1 protein-coding gene is annotated in these 783 nt (G+C 34.2%); it reads left to right on the forward strand.

Features of this window, described 5'->3' with window-relative positions; translation table 11 throughout:
- Nucleotides 1-198: 198 nt before the first annotated feature.
- Nucleotides 199-429, forward strand: coding sequence for a gas vesicle protein GvpA (gvpA, locus tag ASJ81_RS14325; RefSeq protein WP_095644993.1), 231 nt, complete (start codon nucleotides 199-201; stop codon nucleotides 427-429).
- The last annotated feature ends 354 nt before the right edge of the window (nucleotides 430-783 follow it).

A 783-nucleotide genomic window follows, 5' to 3' on the forward strand; every position in this document is an offset into this window, starting at 1 on the left:
TATATTTTGTAACAAAAAAATAAATATCCTAATCTATATATTCGTCTATGATTATATTTGCGTATGAAAAACGAAGACCACCGAAAGTTCAAGATTTAGGACTGTATTTGGTACTGAGTTCATATTCTGAACAAAAAAGTTCCAAATTATAATTTCGGTGTGTCTAAAATTGAATAAATCAAAAGGGGGTAAAAAGTAATGGTAGCTCAAAGTCCTGATTGTTCCAGTCTTGCAGAAGTGCTGGATCGGATACTTGACAAGGGAATAGTTGTAGACACATGGGCCAGGATTTCGCTTGTTGGAATCGAAATTCTGACAATCGAAGCTAGAGTCGTTGTTGCGTCTGTGGATACATTCCTGCACTATGCAGAAGAGATTACAAAGATTGAAAAAGCTGCAATGGAAGAAGCACCAAAGATTTCCGCATAATTTGTCTTACTGGAATAACTATAGACTGGTATCTAAATAAACCCCAATGCTTGGTAGTGGGTAAAAACATTGATCAAATTATTCGAAATTGGCACGTTTTGCCTTTTTGGTATGATTTGAAAATCTGTTGCATGCTTATGATTCTCGGAATCTGATCCCACTATCAAGAAAGAATACTACAGATTGAGTATAAATTCTACTTAAGCTTGTATTTGATACAACAAAAAGTAGATATGTAAATCACAAACGATGTTGCATTATTCGCGGGAAATATAGTAAATAAAAAGAGAATAGATCAGGCTGTCTCAAAAATAAACCTGGTTCTACAATTGAGATCTAATATTCGACTAACGA

This window comes from Methanosarcina spelaei, from assembly GCF_002287235.1.
GTDB classification, from domain to species: Archaea; Halobacteriota; Methanosarcinia; order Methanosarcinales; family Methanosarcinaceae; genus Methanosarcina; species Methanosarcina spelaei.